This window comes from bacterium (genome assembly GCA_014360495.1).
Lineage (GTDB): Bacteria > Armatimonadota > JACIXR01 > JACIXR01 > JACIXR01 > JACIXR01.
Window position 1 is genome coordinate 1 of record JACIXR010000012.1, and the last position, 17,977, is coordinate 17,977.

Consider the following 17,977-nt stretch of genomic DNA (forward strand, 5'->3'; position numbering starts at 1 on the left):
TAAAGAAAAAGGGGGGCAACCCCAAAGGGGTTGCCCCCCTTCGGTTTTTTAACCCCTTAAAACTTCTGGATAAAGCTGAACTTTACCCATCTTCCCTCGCGAGGATAGAACACCATCTCCTGCCATTGCTTATCAAATATATTCTCTATTGACAAGCTCAGCGTCCTTCCACTAGGAAGCTGCTTTGAAATCCTAATGTTGAAGATTGGCGCAGCTGAAAGGCTCGTCGGCGTTGTGACTTGGTATATGTTCCCGTTTTCATCAAACCAGGTTTCCAGCTTAGAGGTCCGGACATTCGTATCCCTTGCTCCCCAATAGAAGAATTCCACATCGTAGGTTAAACCGTTATTCCCCTTAACAGATATTCCTGCCTTCAACATATGTTTCGGTGGAGCGGTGCGATAGGCAGGAATCAGGGGCATATCATTTGTCAAATCCCAAGCATCTAAATATGTGTAGTTGCACCAGAAGCTCGTTCTACCGGCGTTGTATTCATAAGAAAGCTCCAAACCTTGCTGTTTTGCCCTTCCCATATTCTGCCATTGATAGTTTTGGTCGGAGACTATCTTGTCCTTCTCCTTTTGATAGAACAATGTGGCGGTGAATTTCCCATTGGGGAGTTTATTCTCCCAGTCAAGCTGGGCAATCGTTGCGATAGGGGGTTTGAGGTTTGGATTGCCGATGTTTACCCCTGAGCCATAAAGCTCATCCAATGTAGGGAAACGCTTGTTGCGTGTTAGGGAAAATCGCAAGTCGGAGGTTGGTGTTGTCTTCAGATGGTAATCAAGGAAGGGAACAAATGCTCCTCCCCCAGGGTCCGTATCATCATAGCGAGCCCCCCAAACCAAAGCCTTCCCTTCCCCCAAGCTGAGTGTATGCTGGGCGAAAATTCCAAGATATTTCATATCTCGCTTTGACCAAGCACCGGGCTGAGGAGATGAAGCTTCAACGGCTTGGGTTGCTTTTCGCCAATCGCCTTCCCACCATATTCCCCAAGAGAAGATATTTCCTCCCGAGAGGTTAATATCATAGTTTAGCTCTGCGCGAACCAGCTTATAGCGCATCTTTTGGGTCATCTCAGTTATTTGGGCTTTATCAAGTTTCTTGAAAGTTCCGTCAGGTTCATATTGAGATGTATCTTTAAGCAAACCTCTTTTGAAATATAAGTCGTAAGTTACTGCCACCGGGCTTATACGAAACATCATATTAGTTCTTTCGCCTACCTTCCTTTCATAGGTTATTGATAAACCCGGACGCATAAGGTTGGGCCATCTCTGCTCATAAGCGTATCCTATCAATTCTGCTTTGTTCGTATTGGGATTGAATTTAGAGATGCCTGCGATATTTGGACCAAGGGGTTTAAAGCCTCCTTTTTCTCCGTGGAGGAAAACACCCGCTATCGTCCATTTCGAGACATCATCGGGAGCATTGACAACCTTGAAGGAAAGGTCTGACATATCCAAGCGGGAGTTGGGCATCCAGCCATCGTTATAGCTGCGATTGAAGGCGACGAACCAGTTCCTCCTTTCATCACCTCCACCAGCCACGATATCGTAAATCTGGGTATTGTAAGTCCCATAAGTTATACCGAAGCCGGTTCCCGGATATTTATCTCCCGTTTTCATTTTCATAGAGACAAGCCCTGAAATGGTATTGCCGGGGTAGGAAGGAGGGGCGGGACCCCTTATCACATCTATCTCCGCCATAGAGCGCCAGGGAACGCGCTGGAGCACGCAAGCACCTATAGGATTTACATTAATCCCCTCAACAAGCATCTGGAGGTAAGTGTAAGTTGAGCCTCTGAAGGATAAGCGAGGGGAATTCATGGCGCAGCCGTATATCGTCTGCGTGCCGGGAAGGCGAGAGAGGACATCCGCGAAGTTCATAGGTCCGATAGCCTGCTTAGCTTTCTCAGCGGTTATCTCTTCCACCTTTACAGGTTTTTCCTTTTCCGCCTCAACCTCAACCAATACAGCGATTTCGGGCGGCACTTCCTCTTGGGCAAAGGAAAACAGAAACCCAAGAAGGAGGAAGCCAACAAACAGCGAGAGAATCCTCATAAGCTCATCACCTCCTAATTAGTTTTTGATTCTAAAGAAATATTACATCTAATATGTGTCAACATTTTTTCATTTTTTTGACATGTTAGGTTTTATTGTTTAAATAAATCTAAAAGATGGATACCAAATTTGGAATAAAATAAAAATGGTGTGTTTTTTTTAATATACACATTTGGTAATTTTGAAACAAAAAAAATTTAGTTAGAATTTAGTGCTTTAAGGATTTCTCCTCCTACTGATAATAACTCTCTCGGCTCTGGAGTCATCCCTTTTGGAGAGAGGGGAATTAAATCAAATATTGTTGCAATATAAATTTGACAATTGCACCTCTTTTTGTTAATCTTTATTACAGAAATTTCTTCGGAGGTGAAAGCTAAAAAGATGCCCCTTCTCAAGGAAGAAAAACAGAAGATTATATCCGAGTTCGCACGCCACGAAAAGGATACGGGCTCAGTAGAGGTGCAAATCGCTCTTCTTACAAGGAAGATAAACAAGTTGTCACAGCACCTGCGTGAGCACCATAAGGACTTTCATTCCCGCCGCGGACTTCTTATGATGGTAGGGAAAAGAAGGCGACTGCTCAATTATCTTGCGGAGCACGACCCCGAAAAATATAGAGAGATAATAAAGAAGCTGAGACTGAGAGGCTAAAATGGAATCAACAGCGGTTGAAAGAGAGATAGGTGGGAGACCACTTATCATTGAGACCGGCTGGTTGGCTGGTCAGGCAAACGCTTCCGTCGTACTTAAAGAGGGGGAGAGCGTTGTCTTAGTCACCGTTTGCTCCTCTCCCGAGACGAGGGAGGACATAGATTTCCTCCCCCTCACCTGCGAGTTTGAGGAGCGTTTATATGCGGTGGGAAAGATTCCCGGTGGATTTTTCAAACGAGAGGGAAGACCATCCGAGCGGGCGATAACCTACGCTCGGATGATGGACCGTCCCATTCGCCCCCTTTTTCCTAAAGGGTTAAGAAATGAAGTTCAGATTATAGCCATCCCCCTCTGCGCCGACCCCCTTAACCCTCCAGATATCCTCGCCGTTTTGGGAGCCTCAGCTGCCCTTACGCTCTCCGACATTCCCTTTAACGGACCAATTGGAGTAGTTAGGGTAAGCAAGGAAAACGGCAATTTCATAATCAATCCTCCCTCCCTTGCTGTTTTGGAGAAGAAGTTCAACTTGGTGGTAGCGGGAACGCGGGAGAGAATCGTTATGATTGATTTTGAGGGTAGCGAGCCGAGCGAGGAGGAGATAGTTTCCGCCATAGAATTCGCCCAACCCTACATCCAAGCACTCATTGATATGCAATTGGAATTGAGGGAAAAATGTGGGAAGAATAAAAGCGACGCTTATACAATCCTGTCCTATTCGGATGAGATAAAGTCCGCTGTTCTCAATTACGAGAAGGAGTTATGGGAAGCCATCTTCATAGAGGATAAAAAGGAAAGGGAAAAAGCGATGAAAGAGGCGGAGGAGAAGATAAAGGAAGAGCTGAGCGCCAACTATCCCGAGCAAGTGAAGGAGATTCCCCTTGCGATTGAAGCGGTGGAAGAAGAAATAGTTAGGAGGGAGATATTGGAGAACGGGAGGCGTCCCGATGGGAGGAAGCCAGAGGATATCAGGGAAATAGAGTGCCAAGTTGGACTCTTGCCTCGCGTTCACGGCTCCGCTCTATTTAGAAGGGGTCAAACTCAGGTTCTCACAACAGCTACATTGGGGGCATTGGAGGAGGTTCAGAGGTTGGAGGGGATATTGGAGGAGGAAAGCAAGAGATTTATGCATCAGTATAATTTCCCTCCCTTCTCCACAGGGGAAGTGCGTCCCTTAAGGGCGCCGACGAGAAGAGAAGTGGGGCATGGATTCCTCGCCGAGCGAGCTTTAGAGCAGGTGATACCGCCTGAGAAGGAGTTTCCATATGCCATTCGCTTGGTATCGGAGGTTTTGGAATCCAACGGCTCAACCTCTATGGCGTCTGTTTGCGCCTCCTCAATGGCTTTAATGGATGCCGGTGTGCCGGTGAGGAAAGCGGTTGCGGGAATATCCATTGGGATGGTCAGCGAAGGTGAGAAATTCGTTCTACTGACTGATATTCAGGGAATTGAGGATAGATTTGGCGATATGGATTTCAAGGTGGCGGGGACGAGAGATGGCATAACCGCTATACAGCTTGATGTAAAAAACGAGGGATTAACGAGCGAAATGATATCCGCCACTCTTCAAAGGGCGAAGGAAGTTCGCCACTATATTTTGGATAAAATGGATGCGACTATTTCCGCTCCTCGGGAAACCATTTCTCCCTATGCTCCCTTGGTATTGAGCATAACCATACCCACGGACAAGATAGCGTTAGTGATTGGCTCCGGCGGGCAGACGATACGCAAGATTGTTGCGGAAACAGATGCAAAAATAGATATTCAGGATGACGGGACCGTTTATATAACCGCTCCCTCAATTGAGAAGGGCGAGGCGGCGAGGGATAAGATATTGGGCATAGTCTCTGAAATCAAGCCTGGAGAGGTATATACTGGCAAGGTTAAGAGCATATCCCCCAGCGGGGCTGTGGTGGAGATTTTGCCAGGAAAGGAAGCCTTCCTTCATATTTCCCAAATATCAACTCGTCCAATCAAGAAGGTGGAGGAGGTTTTACAGGTAGGGGATGAGATTCTTGTTAAAGTGGAGAGCGTTGAGCCCTCGGGAAGAATAACTTTAACGAGGAAAAAACTATTCCTCCCAGTCGGGCAGAAGCCAGTTGGCAGAAGACCTCAGAGAAGTAACCCTCCAAAACGGCGTCCAAGTAGCAATAGAGAATAATCCCTCTTCCTACTCCGTCTCTTTAGGTATTTTAGTAAAAGTGGGGGCAAAGGATGAGGAGGATGAGAAGGCAGGTATAGCTCATCTCCTTGAACATATGCTTTTCAGGGGAAGCAAACGCTACGAAAGAACAGAAATCGCCAAAATAACCGATATGCTGGGAGGGGATTTCAACGGCTTAACTCATAAGGACTATACATTTTTCTATATAAGGGTTCCCCACGACAAGCTTGACATCGGGATGGATGTGCTTTTTGACATCTTTTTAAATCCAACTTTAGCAGAAGAAGATTTAGAGAAGGAAAAGCAGGTGATATTGGAGGAGATTAGGGATAGGGATAACGACCCTGAGGAGGTAGCCAAGGAAAAGATTCTCTCCCTTGCCTGGGATGGGCATCCTATAGGCAGGTCTATTCTTGGGACGGAAGAAACGCTTCTATCCATAGGCAAAAAGGATTTAGAAAACTTCCTTTCCCTTTACCATAATCCACAAGCGATAATCGTCTCCGCTGCAGGGAGGATTGACGACTCTTCTTTTTTGAAAAAAGTGGAAAATCTTCTCCTGCCAATAAATGGCTGTAAGAAGCCCCCAAATGAACCTCCCAGCTTCAGAGCCGGGGAATCTACGGTTCTACACCCTACTACCCAAGTGCATCTTTGTATTGCAATGGAAAGCGCTAAGGCAAGGGATGACTTCCATTACTCCTATAGTGTTTTAGCGACTTTGTTGGGTGGTGGAACCGCCTCTCGTCTCTTCCAAAAGCTAAGGGAGGAAAGGGGTCTTTGCTATGATGTGGAAGCAGAGGATTTAGCTTTGGAGGATTGCGGAATTTTGAACATCTATTCCGCTTCTCATCCGAATAATAAGGAGTTATTAAGAGAGCTGATTGAGGAGGAACTTGTTTCCTTACGAGATAAAGGGGTGGATAGAGATGAATTGGAAAGGGCAAAAAGGCAGTTGCAAAACGCCATACTTCTCTCCTTGGAGACATCCCTCCAGAGGATGATGCGCATAGCCCTTTCCCTTTTTTATAGAGGCAGAATCGTTCCCATAGAGGAAACTTTGGAGAGGATAGAAAGGGTTTCTGAAGAGGATGTCCAAGAGGCGATAAACCGCTCTTTAAATAAGGGAATCGCAGTCTTCTCCTTAATGCCCGCTTAAACAAAATTTCACCCTATTCCTTCCTTTCTCTAACGAAAATATCAATAATGATAATCATTATCATTTGACACTAAAATATCACTGAATTGACACACCTGTTTGTTAGAATTCTTTATTAGAAACCACAAAGAAAGGAGGTGAAAAGAGATGAAGAAAGGGTTCACCCTCATTGAACTCCTCGTCGTTATAGCCATCATCGCAATATTGGCGGCTATTCTTTTCCCCGTCTTCAGCCAGGCGAGGGAGAAAGCAAGGCAGGCATCCTGCTCCAGCAACATGAAGCAGATAGGGACGGCGCTCTTGATGTACGCTCAGGATTGGGATGAGAAATTCCCACCGAACAGGATTTGGAATTCCATCAACGGACGGCACTACACTTGGCGCTATGCTATTATGCCCTACTTGAAGAACAGCCAGATATGGATATGCCCTTCCGCCCATCATTCCTGGAACGAGTTCGTCTGGACGAAGTTTGGCGGAGGAGATACGGGATGCGATGCAGATGTTGATATGACAATCGTGGACTATCAAAATGGCGTTGACCCCGAAAAACACGGTGCAAACTATTGCTACAACGGCAACGTGTTCAGCAACCCTATTAGCCAAGCGCAGATAGAAGCGCCCTCCCAGCTCATTATGGTGTTGGAGACATCGGACTACTGGCCGGACTTGGGTACTTGGACATTGGGCTGGCCTGGCTGGTATGGGGTTTGCGGACCCTATCCCTATCACAACAAAGGGATGAACTTCGTGTTCGCGGATGGGCATGTGAAGTGGCTGAAGTTATCTCAGACCTTAGCGCCGACATTTATGTGGGATAATCCAAGCAGGGCTGGGCAATATGACATAAACGCTCTGTTGAACTCCATCTATCCCGACTTCCGTTAATGCGAAGCTGACGACGAGGCTTGGGGGCGGACGGGTAAACCCGTCCGCCCCCAAACATTATTATCCCCAAATTCCCAATAAACTTTTCAAAAAACTATACTCACTTTCCAAAATTTACTAATATATCTATGGTGATAGTTTATGCGAAATCCTAATTTAAAAAGCAAAATAACGACTCTCGTTCTTCTTTCATTCATTGGAACGCTTATATTTTCCCTCAAAGGAGGAATAGCTATGGCGGAACAACCGGAAAAGGTAGTTCAAGTCATCAATGAGATAAATCCCCAGGAGAAGGTTGGGGAACGACCTTATGAGATGGTCTGGGCTAATAGAAAGGAAGAACGTGAACCCCTCGTTGATTTTGAGAACCTTGAAGGATGGACAGTTGAATGCTATTCCGGAGCGAATGTAAAAGTGCAAAGAAGCAGGGAACAACAGATGTGGGGAGATTATGTTTGTAAAGTGACCTTTTCAGGCACTTCCCCCAATAGCAGGTTCGTCATCAAACCTCCCCAACCCATTCCGATAAAGGATAACTTTGATTGTATAAATCTTTGGGTTTACGGCAATAATTGGGGATGGGAGCCATTGGATAAAAATAATCCAAGGGTGGAAATCGCTATCCATTTCGTTGATTCAACCGGTAAGCTTTTCCGCATTTATCTCTGGAATGTTATGTGGAAGGAATGGTTCCTCACACATAGAAGGATAGATGAGTCAATACTTAAGGAAATCTCCTTCCCTTGCTCCTTTACTGGTATTGAGATAAGAGGCTGTTCCAATCAGAAGGAAAGCACGATTTACCTTGATTCGCTTTACTTCTATAAAGAGGAGCTCAAGCCACTCTCCTTTGAGCCGAGACCGAAGAGGAACATAGAACCTCGCCCGGGGCAAAATCTGGGAACAAACACTGGCCCCGGCGTTTTGCCCTTCCCCACCCGCAAGGAAACTATCCTCCCAAGCAATTTTGAGACTTCCTTCAAAACAAGGGCTTGGAAATCAGGAGATAACGAGTTCAGCTTTGAATATGATGGCAAGGATGTGAATATAAGATATGTTTATTCACCAAAGGATGGAACATTCGGGGATATAAAGGTGTTCGTAAACGGGAAGGAAATCTGCCGTCCAATGAAGGAGGGCGGGATAAAGTTTGAGGGAAACTCTGAAGTGGAAAAGATGCAGTTGCGCTCGGCTGAATTGCAGGATGATATTCTCATTGCCATCTTCTCATCACCTTATGGCGATGTCCAATACAGGTTCTGGATCTGGCAGAAATCTCTCGTCATAGAGACGACCTGTCTCGGAGGTAAGGCAACCGAGCTGAATCTCGGATATGCTGATGAGCTGAAAGTTGAGCCAGAACTTATAAGGGTTCCTTATCTTGACCTCGCGCGTCCCTCCATCCTGCTTTTGAAGGGAGAAACTCCAGTTTTTATCTCCTGTTGGATAGATTGGTATAATTCAAACGCTTCCGAGTATTACTGGGATTCTTGGACGAAGCGGGATTCGGCAAGATTCGCCCCCGGAACGAGATACATCCCTAAGACGGATGGGAAAAGAAACGACTTATTTGAGAGGATTTTCCTCACTGTTTCTCCCCTCTTTGAGGAGACCCTCCCCACCATAGCCAATCCACCCTCCCTTGTAGGAAAGATTGCCGGCGAGCATCTCTATCTTATGGGTTGGCTTAGGGATGTTTCCACAAAAGAGGATTTCGATAAAGAGCATGAGCTGTGCAAGAAGGAACTCTGGTCTTATGGGATAAGAAAGCTGATGAAGCTCAGCCACGAGACAACTTGGAGGGATGCGGGAGAATCCTTCACGCTTCGTACCAAGGCAGGACCAAGGAAAGGAGGGGATGAGGCTTTAAAGGAATACACGAAGAAACAACAATCCTTAGGATGGTTATACGGCTATTATTCTAATTACACCGATTTCGCTCCCGTTAACGAAAACTGGAACGAGGATTTCGTATCCCGCTTGCCCAACAACGACTGGAGACCCGCTTGGCCGAGATGCTACAATTTGAAGCCAGCGAAGGCGGTTGAGTTTGATGCGAAGTTAGCGAAAATAGTTAAGGAGAAGTTCGGAATAGATTGCTCTTATACGGATGTCCATACCTGTGTTCCGCCCTGGGGCTATGTTGACTATGATGCGAGGGTTCCGGGAGCGGGGACATTCGCCGCCACATTCTACGCTTATGGAGAGCTCCTCTTAAATGACCAGCTGACTTATGGTCCAACATTTTCCGAGGGCACTTGGCATTACCTCTACGCAGGGCTCACGACCGGGAATTACGCCCAATGTCCCGGTTATGATTTCTTCAACGAACCTTTATTTGTCTCATTTGACCTTTTGAAAATTCACCCTTTGGAATGCGATATTGATATGGGTCATTCACCCCTCTGGGGGCAAGGATTTGAGGAGAAAAGGGACGCACGTTATCCAGGCGAGAATATTGATAGATTGATTGGCGCAACTCTTGCCTATGGGCACATCGGCATTCTTTGTGGGAGGAACCCAACGGAGAATTGCCGTATCTATTATATGATACAGCAGGTGGCGAAACGCTATGCAATGGAGAAGGTGAAGAAGATAGAGTATGCGGATGAGAAAAATAGATGGTTCAACCCCGCGCAGGCAATCATCTCGGGCGTCATAAAGGAATCCAGGCTTCATGTTGAGTATGAAAATGGCTTGCATATATTCGTGAATTGGTCAAGGGATAAGGAATGGCAAGTCCCTTCAGAATTGACAAAGCCAATAAAAAAGAATATCGTCCTTCCTCCAAGCGGTTGGTGTGCCTTTGATGAGAAAGGCTTCTTTGAGGCATCCTATCTCAAGGATGGCAGTCGTGTGGATGAGGTTATCTCCCCTGAATATATCTATCTTGATGGAAGAGGAAAATGGGTAGAGAATGATTTCCTCTCAGCAAAATATGGCGCGGCGAGGATTCCCCTCGGCGATGGAAAAGAGGAGCTCATAAACATAGGGAACAAGGAAATCGGCGTGAAGGTGGATTCACCCATTAAATGCTATGCTTTGAATTACGACAGGGAGCCCATAAAGGAAGTGAAGGTGAGATATTCAAGGGGATATGCGTTTATTCCTTGTGAGAAAGACATTCACGGATATATGTTCATGACTGAGCCAAAAGATGAAAGGGACATTGCTTCTTCCTTCAATCTCCAGTTCACGAAGGAGAGATTCGCGCCCGGAGATACAATCAAGGGGAAGATGAAAATAGGTCCCTTCCCCTCCCCCATTGAAATCGTTGAAATTGAAGTAGGATTGGAAGGAAGGGAAACCATAAAAGTGAAACCGATGAAAAGCTCGCTTAATGTTGGGGAAGCATATCAGCAAACTTGCGAGATATCTCTTCCCTTTGACTTACCAGAAAACGAGCACTTTTGGATTGTGGGGAAGCTGAGAGCGAGAGTTGGGCAGGAGGAAAAGGAATTCGTCGCTTATGCCGATTTCTTCACAATCCCTCCCTTTGAAATAAAGCTTGAGAGAAATAGAATCGAACTTGAAGAGGGGAAAGCAACTCTTACCTTCAGATTCAAAAACAACCTTCAAGGTGCTCCTAGGGGAAGCATAAAGTTCTCCCTTGATGAGCCAAACCTTTCAATTGAACCCTCTGTGATTAACTTCCCTACCGGTTTGGAAAGGACTTTCAAGATGAAGATAGAGCTTAAAGGGGATAGGAAGATAGAACGCGCTACTCTGAAAGCGGAGGTATCAGTGAAAAACCTGTCCTTGGCGAAGATATTTAATTTGAAAGTTGACGCATTCAAGCTGGTGGTCTTCAATTTCTACGATGGCTCCATTCCTTTCACTTGGCGGATTTGTTTTCGTGGGAAAGATGAAGAACCAGGGGATAGCAGGACAGGTGCTTCCTTTATCTCCAGGAAAAGTATGCCAGTAGGAGGGGTGGAGAAGGATGGGCTATTTTCCCACCCGCCTTATATAGGCGGTGTGGGTTATACAACCGCTATATTTGATTGGATAAAATTGCCTAAAGAGCCCACGGAATTTCATATGTTCATCGGTCTTATGGATGGGGGAGACCCTTCCGATGGGGTGGATTACACGGTTCTCGCCCTAACCCGGGATGGGAAACAAATTGAGGTCCTCAAGGAACACGGAGAGCAAAAAAGATTGAAGGAGGTTTCCGCTGATTTATATTCCTTGGCGGGGAAGGAAGTGCAATTCAAGTTCATTGCTGATGTAGGACCAAACGACGATTCAACCGCTGATTGGGCTTGCTGGGGCGAGCCAGTTATTAGGTCTAAAAGCGAGAGATTCTTCATTCTGCTGAGAGAGGCAAGCAGGTGGGTATCGGCAAAGGAATTGGAGAAGGGGTTGGTTGCTTACTGGAGATTTGATGAGGGGCAGGGCGATTACGCTATGGATAGCTCCGGCTTTGGAAACACCGGCGAGATATTTGGAGCGGAATGGGTGGAGGGAAAAACCGGCAAAGCCTTGAGATTTAACGGAGAAAACTCCTATGTGGAAGTAAAGCATTCAGAATTCCTTGTTCCCGAGCAATTCACTATAGAAGCTTGGGTGAAGCCTGAGAGCTTGGTAGCAAGCGACCGCGGACCGATGGTTGTCTCAAAATATGGTGGGAATTGGAAAGGCTATATGCTTCTTTTGGAGGGAAACACGGGAAGACCCAGCCTACATATAGCTACTCCCCAAAAGGAAATTTCAGCCACGAGCTCAGAAGCTCTTGAGGTCGGCAAGTGGTATCATATAGTAGGCACATACGATGGGAAGATGGCAAGAATTTACGTTAACGGAGTTCTTAGGGGTAGCGCCGAAGCGGAGCTAACGCAAGATATCGGTACCTCCTTAATGATTGGAAAAGCCTCTTGGTGTGATGGCGCCTATTTCAAGGGCGTGATAGATGAGGTCAAGATTTACGATAGAGCATTGAGCGAAGAGGAGATACGAAAACATTTCGGTGGAGGGTAAGGAGTTAAATGATAAAAAGAGGATAGGCAGAGTTTCGGGGAAGATGTGATGTATTGAAGCGATGACACAAGGGAAATGTTTATCAATTATTAGAGGGAATTAAAAGACTCCAACATATTATAAAATCACATACTTTCCTTGACTATTGAAAATATGTTGTTATAATATTGCATTTGATTTTAAACCATCCATTTGGAGGTGATTTAAGGATGGTGAACTTAGAGGAACCGCCATTAGAGTTTTTAAGCGAGCTCAAAGACAGCAAGGGGGAGGAGGAGATAAAGCTTTCTCTTTCCACTGACCTCCCCGAGGATAAAGACAAAAAGGAGTGGCTCATTTTAACGGACAAGCGGTTGGCGGTAGTAGCGGAAGGCAAAGAAGGAAGCGAAATCAAAAAACTCATACCCATAACTGATATTGAGGATATCCGTTCCATTCCCCTCGTCGGCTGCGGCGTGCTGGAGGTCAAGGTTAATGGGGAATGGGTGAGGCTCATCCGCTACTCCAATGTGCTTGCTCCTCAATTTGCCCTTGCTTCAAGGGACATCTCCTTGCTCAAAGAAGGGAAGAGCGAGATTCCTCCCGAGGAGGAAGAGCGCAAGTGTCCCAAGTGTGGGCTACCCCTTCCTCGTGGCTCAAAAGTATGCCCTCGCTGCTTACCCAAGGGGCAAGTCCTGCGCCGCCTCCTAACCTACGCAAAGCCCTATAAATGGTCATTAGCCCTAGCGGGAGCAATCAGTCTTCTCATAACAGGTTTAGACCTTGTTCCAATCTACCTCAACCGTTATTTGATGGACCACGTTTTCGTTCCCGCTGATGCTCATTTCCATAAGGGGTTACCATTAAGTGCTGCCGAGCTAAAGCATCTCAGCTTTATGCTCGGCGTAATGGTCCTGGTCCTTCTCGCATTTCGGATTATAAACACCACGCTCACGATTTTGCGTGGAAGATTGACGGTGAGGACGGGTCAGAAGATAGTTTACGACCTCCGTTCCGCCTTATTCAAAAACCTCCAGCAGCTATCCGTTACCTTCTACGACAAATATCCCACGGGCTCTCTTATATCCCGCATAACTCAGGATACAGGCGCCCTGCAGGGATTCCTCGCCAACGACATACATCACTTCGCTGTTAACATCCTCCTTCTCATCGGTATAAGTGCTATACTCCTACAGATGAACTGGCGTCTTGCCCTTCTCACCCTACTCCCCGCTCCCCTAATACTCTTCCTCGTTGGCTTCGTTTGGGGCTACATCTATATGAACTTTCGCAGGCTATGGCATAGATGGAGCAGATTCGTAGCCGTGCTAAGCGACTCCCTTTCCGGGATAAGGGTAGTGAAGGCTTTCGCACAGGAGAAAAAGGAGGAAGACAGGTTTGATAGGAGGGCTAACGCCCTCTTTGAGGCTGCCACTCGTGCGGAGCAGACACAAGCAACCTTCGCCCCCATCCTTTCCCTCCTGATAAGTTCCACATCTCTGATAGTCCTTTATTTTGGAGGAAAGGATATAGTTGGCGGACAGATATCCACGGGAACCCTTTTCGCCTTCCTAAGCGCCTTGGGAATGCTTTTCGGACCCCTGCAAGTCGTGATGAATATGAGCAACAGCATAGCAAATGCCCTCGCCGCTTCCGAAAGGGTATTTGAGATTATGGATATGGAGACGGAAGAATTGGAGGACAATAGGGAGAAGATTTCCCTCCCATATATTTATGGAAATGTGGAGTTCCGCAATGTCACTTTTGGCTACGACAAATATCAGCCAATCCTTCACAATATAAACTTGAAGGTTAGGGCAGGCGAGATGGTCGGGATAGTCGGTCCGAGCGGAGCGGGAAAGACGACGATTATAAATCTGATCTGCCGATTCTACCTCCCAACCGAGGGACAAATTCTCATAGATGGAGTAGATATAAGGGATATCAATTTGCGCGACCTTCGCAGCCAGATTGGACTCGTTCCCCAGGAGCCTTTCCTTTTCCGAGGTTCAATAGCCGAGAATATCGCCTATTCCCGTTTGGATGTCCGTCCTGAGGAGATAATAAGGGCAGCAAAGGCTGCAAATGCCCATCATTTCATAACCTATTTCCCCGAGGGATACGATACTGTTGTAGGAGAACGAGGTGCAAGGGTATCAGGAGGAGAGAGGCAGAGGATAGCTATAGCTCGTGCTTTAGTGCATAATCCTCGCATTCTGATTTTAGATGAAGCTACATCCGCCGTTGATACGGAGGCGGAGAAGCAGATACAGGAAGCCCTCGCTCGCCTCGTCAAGGGGAGGACGACCTTTGCCATAGCCCATCGCCTCTCAACTTTGAGAATAGCGGACAAGATAATCGTTCTTAAGGGAGGAAGGATAGTTGAGCAAGGGACGAATGAAGAGCTCCTTTCACGAAATGGGGAGTATAAAAAGCTCGTGGAATTGCAGGCTGGTCCTATAAGCGGACCCGAGCAGTGGGCGGTGAAAAGGGAAGAGATAGAAGAAAGAGATATAGGACCCCTTTTCTTCCCTCCCAACACCACGAGATTTGAGAGGACTTCTGGCGGAGTTGTCAAGCTATGGGTTGAGGGTTTAGGCGAGTTTTCCAAGGTTATACTGAGGCGGTTATTCCCGCTTACGAATCCGACGAAGTATATAAGTGTTTGGAATGGCGATTATAGGAATGAGGAGCAGTTTGGGCAGGAGATTGGCGTGATAACGGATTTAGAAATGCTTGACCCAGAATCAAGGAGGGTGGTAGAGGAAGAACTTGAAAGGACATATTACATCGCTAAGATAAAGAGGATAAGGTCTTTAAAGGACCTTTATGGATTCACGGAGTGGATAGTTGAGACGGAGATAGGGGAGAGGAAGTTTCTCACTTGGGGTTTGCATAGTAGCGTTATAGATATGGGCGAGAGGCGATTGATAATAGTTGATATAGACAACATATACTATGAGATAGAGGATTGGTCGTTATTGGACCCGAGGAGTTTGGGATTTATAAAGAGGATAATATAAAAAGGGATAGGCTTTGCATTCTGAAAGTTGCATAGGGAAGGATTGTAGCCTTAGCATCAAGTCCTCGACCGATTAGTACCAGTCGGCTAAAGCGGTTGCCCGCCTTACACCTCTGGCCTATCAAGCGGCTGTTCTTGCCGCGGTCTTACCTGGTTGACCCAGTGGGAGACCTTATCTTGGAGGGGGCTTCCCGCTTAGATGCCTTCAGCGGTTATCCCTTCCGGACATGGCTACCCAGCGTTTGCCCCTGGCGAGACAACTGGTACACCATTGGTCCGTCCCTCCCGGTCCTCTCGTACTAGGGAGGGCTCTCCTCAAGTCTCCTGCGCCTGCGGAGGATAGGGACCGACCTGTCTCACGACGGTCTGAACCCAGCTCACGTACCGCTTTAATGGGCGAACAGCCCAACCCTTGGGACCTTCTTCAGCCCCAGGATGCGATGAGCCGACATCGAGGTGCCAATCCTCCCCGTCGATGTGGACTCTTGGGGGAGATCAGCCTGTTATCCCCGGGGTAGCTTTTATCTGATGAGCCCTGGCGCTTCCACGCGCCACCAGGGGATCACTAGGCCCGGCTTTCGCCTCTGCTCGGCTTATAGGCCTCGCAGTCAGGCCCCCTTATGCCCTTATACTCTACGCACGATTTCCGACCGTGCTGAGGGGACCTTTGGACGCCTCCGTTACCTTTTAGGAGGCAACCGCCCCAGTCAAACTGCCCACCAAGCGCTGTCCCGTTGCCGGATAGGCCTCGGTTAGGATTTCGGGATACTAAGGGTGGTATTCCACTGGCGCCCGAAGGCTCCCACCTATTCTCTACATAGTATCTCAAAATCCAACGCCAGGCTGCAGTAAAGCTCCACGGGGTCTTTCCGTCCCACCGCAGGCAATCCGCGTCTTCACGGATTTCACAATTTCGCCGGGTCCCTCGCCGAGACAGTGCCCAGGTGATTACGCCTTTCATGCGGGCCGGAACTTACCCGGCAAGGAATTTCGCTACCATAGGACCGTTAGGGTTACGGCCGCCGTTTACCAGGGCTTAAGGTAGAAGCCTCGGAGGGCAGAAACCCTCCTAACCTCCACCCTTAACCTTCTGGCACTGGGCAGGCGTCAGCCCTCATACATCCCCTTTCGGGTTGAGCGAGGACCTGTGTTTTTGATAAACAGTTCCCTGGGCCTTGTCGCTGCGACCCCCAGAAGCAGATGGCGTTTCAGCCATCCACCTCCAAGGGCACCCCTTCTCCCGAAGTTACGGGGCCAATTTGCCGAGTTCCTTAGCGAGGGTTATCCCGCGCGCCTTGGCATCCTCTGCCTGCCTACCTGTGTCGGTTTGGGGTACGGTTTCCCCTGCGACTGGCATAGAGGTTTTTCTTGGAAGGTCTTCAGGCTGGTTCGCATTGGGTTTCCCCGCTGCTCCTCGCCTGCCAGCAAGTCGCGGCTGAAAAGCCGCCGCGGGACGGATTTTCCTATCCCGCCTTGCCTACAGGCGAACACGCAAAACCAACTGCGTGACAGCCCTCCAACCTTCGTCACCCCATAGCTCATAACGCCGCAGAGGAAGGGCCGGAATATCAACCGGCTACCCATCACCTACGCCTTTCGGCCTCGGCTTAGGACCGCCTAACCTCAGGTGGACGAGCCTTCCCTGAGAACCCTTAGGCTTTCGGCGGAGGAGATTTCCACTCCTCTTTTCGCTACTCATGCCGGGATTCTCACTTCCCTGCGCTCCAGCCCCGCTTACGCTGAGCCTTCTCTGCACAGGGAACGCTCCCCTACCGAGCTTCCTAAAAGGAAGCTCCCGCAGCTTCGGTGCTCGGCTTAAGCCCCGTGAATTTTCGGCGCGGAACGACTTGCTCGGTGAGCTATTACGCACTCTTTAAAGGATGGCTGCTTCTAAGCCAACCTCCCGGCTGTCTTCGCCGTTCCACCTCCTTTACCACTTAGCCGAGACTTAGGGACCTTAGCTGGCGGTCTGGGTTGTTCCCCTCTCGCCTACGGAGCTTGTCCCCCGTAGACTCACTCCCACGGTCCGAGTTTCGGCATTCGGAGTTTGGTTGGGTTCAGTAGGCTGGCAGGCCCCTTAGCCCATCCAGTGCTCTACCTCCGAAACTCAACCCGTGAGGCTGCACCTAAATGCATTTCGGGGAGAACCAGCTATCTCCGGGCTCGATTGGCATTTCACCCACACTACCCACACCTCATCGGATAGGTTTTCACCCCTAACCCGTTCGGGCCTCCAGAGGGCTTTACCCCTCTTTCACCCTGGGCATGGGTAGATCGCCCGGTTTCGGGTCTGCTTAGTGCCACCCTGGGAGCAAAAGCCCCCATTCGCCCTATTCGGACTCGCTTTCGCTACGGCTCCGCGCCTGAAGCGCTTAACCTGAGCGACACCAAGCAACTCCCCGGCTCATTCTGCAAAAGGCACGCAGTCACCCATGACCCTCTTTAGGGCCGTAGGGCTCCTACTGCTTGTAGGCATACGGATTCAGGTTCTATTTCACTCCCCTTTCGGGGTTCTTTTCACCTTTCCCTCACGGTACTATGCGCTATCGGTGGCAAGAAGTATTTAGCCTTGGGAGGTGGTCCTCCCTGCTTCCCCCAGGGTTTCACGTGTCCCGGGGTACTCAGGCTATCCGTCGGGAAGGGACACTGCTTTTCGCCTACGGGGCTATCACCCTCTATGGCGTGCCTTTCCAGGACACTTCGGCTAAGCAGGTCCTTTGTAACTTCCCCCTGCTCCTGTGGAAGCAGGATGACGGATGCCTACAACCCCCACTGAGCAACGGCCACAGCCTTTTGCACCCAGTGGGTTTGGGCTCTTCCCCTTTCGCTCGCCGCTACTCGGGGAATCGCTGTTGCTTTCTTTTCCTCGGGCTACTAAGATGTTTCAGTTCGCCCGGTGCCCCCCGCCCTCTAACGAGGGCGGTGACGCAGGTTTCCCTGCGCCGGGTTTCCCCATTCGGAGACCTCCGGATCATCGGTTGCTCGCACCTCCCCGGAGCGTTTCGCCGCCTGCCGCGTCCTTCATCGGCTTCTTGCCCCAAGGCATCCTCCGTATGCCCTTACTAACTTGATGCCAA

Annotated in this window: 7 protein-coding genes and 1 rRNA gene; 6 read left to right on the forward strand and 2 right to left on the reverse strand. The window is 48.5% G+C overall.

Features of this window, described 5'->3' with window-relative positions; translation table 11 throughout:
- Positions 1-56: 56 nt before the first annotated feature.
- On the reverse strand, positions 57-2,060 hold the full coding sequence (locus H5T88_09565; GenBank protein ID MBC7330591.1) for a TonB-dependent receptor: 2,004 nt from the start codon (positions 2,058-2,060) through the stop codon (positions 57-59).
- Positions 2,061-2,441: 381 nt separating this feature from the next.
- Between H5T88_09565 and rpsO the strand changes: the two genes are divergently transcribed.
- The 6 genes from rpsO (at position 2,442) to H5T88_09595 (ending at position 14,901) form a co-directional block, all read left to right on the forward strand.
- Complete coding sequence (gene rpsO, locus H5T88_09570; GenBank protein MBC7330592.1) at positions 2,442-2,711, forward strand: 30S ribosomal protein S15; 270 nt, start codon at positions 2,442-2,444, stop codon at positions 2,709-2,711.
- A 1-nt stretch (position 2,712) separates the two neighbouring features.
- Entirely contained in the window at positions 2,713-4,869 is a 2,157-nt protein-coding gene (locus H5T88_09575) for a polyribonucleotide nucleotidyltransferase (protein ID MBC7330593.1), read from the forward strand.
- Positions 4,808-6,031 carry an insulinase family protein gene (locus tag H5T88_09580; GenBank protein MBC7330594.1) on the forward strand — a complete coding sequence of 408 codons (1,224 nt, stop codon included), beginning with the start codon at positions 4,808-4,810 and terminating at the stop codon, positions 6,029-6,031. Before H5T88_09575 ends, H5T88_09580 begins: the two co-directional genes overlap by 62 nt.
- 147 nt (positions 6,032-6,178) lie before the next feature.
- On the forward strand, positions 6,179-6,919 hold the full coding sequence (locus tag H5T88_09585) for a DUF1559 domain-containing protein (protein MBC7330595.1): 741 nt from the start codon (positions 6,179-6,181) through the stop codon (positions 6,917-6,919).
- A gap of 234 nt (positions 6,920-7,153) precedes the next feature.
- Complete coding sequence (locus H5T88_09590) at positions 7,154-11,899, forward strand: LamG domain-containing protein (protein ID MBC7330596.1); 4,746 nt, start codon at positions 7,154-7,156, stop codon at positions 11,897-11,899.
- 209 nt (positions 11,900-12,108) lie between these two features.
- Positions 12,109-14,901, forward strand: coding sequence for a DUF1854 domain-containing protein (locus H5T88_09595; GenBank protein MBC7330597.1), 2,793 nt, complete (start codon positions 12,109-12,111; stop codon positions 14,899-14,901).
- A gap of 53 nt (positions 14,902-14,954) precedes the next feature.
- On the opposite strand, the gene H5T88_09600 is transcribed toward H5T88_09595, so the two are convergent.
- Positions 14,955-17,973 (reverse strand): 23S ribosomal RNA (locus tag H5T88_09600).
- Positions 17,974-17,977: the final 4 nt, after the last annotated feature.